Below are 3717 nucleotides of genomic sequence, written 5' to 3' on the forward strand. Positions count from 1 at the left end.
GGCAGCGCCGTGTGACGGGGAGACGATGGACCACCGGATCGAGCGGATCGGACGCGAGGACTGGCAGCGCCTGCGGAAGGTACGGCTGGCCCAACTCCTCGACACGCCCCTGGCGTTCGGCGAGACCCACGAGTACGCGAGCCACCAGGGCGAGGGCAACTGGCGGGCCCGCTGCAACTGGGTCAACGAGCCCGACAAGCTCGGCCTGGTCGCGGTGGACGCCACGGGGGAGTGGGTCGCCACCATGCTGTCCGTCCCGAACCGGGAGCAGCCCGGCGCGCTCGACCTGATCGGCGTCTGGGTGGACCCGGCGCACCGCGGCCGCGGGCACGGCGTCGCCGACGCCCTGCTGGACGCGGTGCTCGCCTGGGCGCGGGTCCGCGGCGCCGGGCGGATGCTGCTCGGGGTGCACGAGGCCAACCCCCGCGCCGCCGCCTTCTACCTGCGGCGCGGGTTCGTCCACACCGGCGGGTCCACGCCGTACGTGCTGGACCCCTCGGCGCGGATCCTGGAGATGGCCCTCCCACTGGACTGACCGGCCCGGCGGGAGGGCCCCGGCTCCGCGGAGGCGCGGCCCGGAGTCGGTCCGGCTCAGCCCAGGTACCGGGCCAGCGCCTCGCCGGTCAGCGTGGAGCGAGCGGCGACCAGCTCGGCCGGGGTGCCCTCGAAGACCACCCGCCCGCCGTCGTGGCCGGCACCCGGCCCGAGGTCGATGATCCAGTCGGCGTGCGCCATCACCGCCGGGTGGTGCTCGATCACGATGACCGACTTGCCGGACTCGACCAGCCGGTCCAGCAGCCCCAGCAACTGCTCGACGTCGGCCAGGTGCAGGCCGGTGGTCGGCTCGTCCAGCACGTAGACGCCGCCCTTGTCCGCCATGTGGGTGGCCAGCTTGAGCCGCTGCCGCTCGCCGCCGGAGAGCGTGGTCAGCGGCTGGCCGAGGCTCAGGTAGCCGAGCCCGACGTCGGCCAGCCGCTCCAGGATCCGGTGCGCGGCCGGGAGCTTCGCCTCGCCCGAGCCGAAGAACTCCTCCGCCTCGGTCACCGACATCGCCAGCACCTCGGCGATGTCCCGCCCGCCCAGGTGGTACTCCAGCACCGCCGGCTGGTAGCGCTTGCCCTCGCAGTCCTCGCAGGTGGTGGCCACCCCGGCCATCATCGCCAGGTCGGTGTAGACCACCCCGGCGCCGTTGCAGGTCGGGCAGGCGCCCTCGGAGTTGGCGCTGAACAGGGCCGGCTTCACGCCGTTGGCCTTGGCGAAGGCCTTGCGGACGGGTTCGAGCAGCCCGGTGTAGGTGGCCGGGTTGCTGCGCCGGGAGCCCTTGATCGCCCCCTGGTCGACCGAGACCACGCCCTCGTCGACCGGGATCGAGCCGTGGATCAGCGAGCTCTTGCCGGAGCCCGCCACCCCGGTCACCACCGTGAGCACCCCGAGCGGGACGTCCACGTCCACGTCCCGCAGGTTGTGGGTGTTCGCGCCGCGGATCTCCAGCGCGCCGATGGGCTTCCGTACGGCCTCGCGCAGCGCCGTCCGGTCGGACAGGTGGCGGCCGGTCACCGTGCCGCCGGCGCGCAGCCCCGCCACGTCGCCCTCGTAGCAGACCGTGCCGCCGGCCGCACCGGCCCCCGGACCGAGGTCGACCACGTGGTCGGCGATCGCGATGGTCTGCGGCTTGTGCTCCACCACCAGCACCGTGTTGCCCTTGTCCCGCAGGCGCAGCAGCAGCCGGTTCATCCGGTCGATGTCGTGCGGGTGCAGGCCGGTGGTGGGCTCGTCGAAGACGTACGTGGTGTCGGTGAGCGAGGAGCCGAGGTGGCGGATCATCTTGACCCGCTGCGCCTCGCCGCCGGACAGCGTGCCGGAGGGGCGGTCCAGCGAGAGGTAGCCGAGGCCGATCTCCACGAAGGAGTCGAGGGCCTGCCGGAGCGTGCCGAGCAGCGGCGCCACCGAGGGCTCGTCGAGGTCGCGGACCCAGTCGGCGAGGTCGCTGATCTGCATCGCGCAGGCGTCGGCGATGCTGATCCCGGCGATCTTCGAGGACCGGGCCGCCGCGCTGAGCCGGGTGCCCTCGCAGTCGGGGCAGGCGGTGAAGGTCACGGCCCGCTCCACGAAGGCCCGGATGTGCGGCTGCAGCGCGTCCTTGTCCTTGGAGAGCATCGACTTCTGGATCTTGGGGATCAGGCCCTCGTAGGTGAGGTTGACGCCGTTGACCTTGACCTTGGTCGGCTCCCGGTACAGGAAGTCCTGCATCTCCTTCTTGGTGAACTTCCGGATCGGCTTGTCCGGGTCGAGGAAGCCCGAGTTGGCGTAGACGCCGACCGTCCACCAGCTGTCGGTCTTCCAGCCGGGGATGGTGAACGCGCCCTCGGAGATCGACTTGCTGTCGTCGTACAGCTGGCTGAGGTCGATGTCCGAGACGCTGCCGCGGCCCTCGCAGCGCGGGCACATGCCGCCGGTGATGCTGAAGCTGCGCCGCTCCTTGACCGTCCTGCCGCCGCGCTCGACGGTGACGGCGCCGGCGCCGCTGATCGACGGGACGTTGAAGGAGAAGGCCTTGGGGGAGCCGATGTGCGGGGTGCCGAGGCGGCTGAACAGGATGCGCAACATCGCGTTGGCGTCGGTGGCGGTGCCGACGGTGGAGCGCGGGTCGGCGCCCATCCGCTGCTGGTCGACGATGATCGCGGTGGTCAGGCCCTCGAGGACGTCCACCTCGGGCCGGGCCAGGGTGGGCATGAAGCCCTGGACGAAGGCGCTGTAGGTCTCGTTGATCAGCCGCTGGGACTCGGCGGCGACGGTGTCGAAGACCAGCGAGCTCTTGCCCGAGCCGGACACCCCGGTGAACACCGTCAGCCGGCGCTTGGGGATGTCGATGCTGACGTCCTTGAGGTTGTTCTCGCGCGCGCCGTGCACGCGGATCAGGTCGTGGCTGTCGGCGACGTGCGGCCGCGCGTCCGTCCGCTTGGGCATCGTTCTCTTCGCTCCCTGGCTCTCGGCGGTCTCTCGGGGTCTCTCGGGGTCTCTCCCGGGGGAGGGGCCGGCGGGCCCGCCCCGCGGCCGCCGTCGGTGTGCTCGAACCCTTCGATCCAACCATCGATCCGGCCGGGATCGAACGGCTTTCGGGTGCGGCCGACGGCGGGGAGGGACGGGCCCCGGCGCCCTCGGGCCGGGCCGGGCTTGTCCCGGCCCAGCCCGGCTCAGCTGAGCTCGTTGAAGCGGACCATGGTGCCCGCCGGGTCGCGGAACGCGCAGTCGCGGACGCCGTACGGCTGCCTGGTCGGCTCCTGGACGAGCTCGGCGCCGCCGGACTTCAGCCGGTCGAAGACGCCGTCCAGGTCGCGGGTGCCCAGGACGACCCGGGCGTAGGTGCCCTTGGCCATCATCTCGGTGATGGTCCGCTGCTCCTCCTCGGTGCGGCCCGGGTCGGCGGAGGCCGGCTCCAGCACCAGGGAGACGTCCGGCTGGCCGGCCGGGCCGACGGTGATCCAGCGCATCGGGCCGCCGCCGACGTCGCTGCGCACCTCGAAGCCGAGCAGGTCGCGGTAGAAGGCGAGGGAGGCCTCGGGGTCGGTGTGCGGGAGGAAGGTCCAGTGAATGGTGAGGTCGCTCATGACTGCAACGCTAGGCGCGCACCCCGGGCGCGCGCTTCTCGAATCCTGATCGCTTCCCGTCCCTCCCCGCGGCGCTCCTCGGGGCGCTCCTCGGGGAGGAACGCCTGTC

The 3717-nt window shown here is 72.4% G+C and carries 3 protein-coding genes; 1 reads left to right on the forward strand and 2 read right to left on the reverse strand.

Translation table 11 applies throughout. The features are described from left to right. A partial coding sequence (locus tag ACFU7Z_RS37595; protein WP_380782595.1) for a GNAT family N-acetyltransferase occupies nucleotides 1–535 on the forward strand: 535 nt, incomplete at its 5' end. Between the two features lie 56 nt (nucleotides 536–591). On the opposite strand, the gene ACFU7Z_RS37600 is transcribed toward ACFU7Z_RS37595, so the two are convergent. Both ACFU7Z_RS37600 and ACFU7Z_RS37605 read right to left on the reverse strand, forming a co-directional pair. Further along, nucleotides 592–2967: an ATP-binding cassette domain-containing protein gene (locus ACFU7Z_RS37600; protein ID WP_380782597.1), complete on the reverse strand. Its 2376-nt coding sequence runs from the start codon at nucleotides 2965–2967 to the stop codon at nucleotides 592–594. 227 nt (nucleotides 2968–3194) lie between these two features. Beyond that, nucleotides 3195–3608, reverse strand: a complete 414-nt coding sequence (locus tag ACFU7Z_RS37605) for a VOC family protein (protein WP_380782598.1) — start codon at nucleotides 3606–3608, stop codon at nucleotides 3195–3197. Nucleotides 3609–3717: the final 109 nt, after the last annotated feature.

Source organism: Kitasatospora sp. NPDC057518 (assembly GCF_042802075.1).
Lineage (GTDB): Bacteria > Actinomycetota > Actinomycetes > Streptomycetales > Streptomycetaceae > Kitasatospora.

Bases quoted from the DNA above. Each gene is read 5' to 3' on its own strand.
- ACFU7Z_RS37605 (WP_380782598.1), bottom strand. From the start codon at position 3,608: ATGAGCGACCTCACCATTCACTGGACCTTCCTCCCGCACACCGACCCC.
- ACFU7Z_RS37600 (WP_380782597.1), bottom strand. From the start codon at position 2,967: ATGCCCAAGCGGACGGACGCGCGGCCGCACGTCGCCGACAGCCACGAC.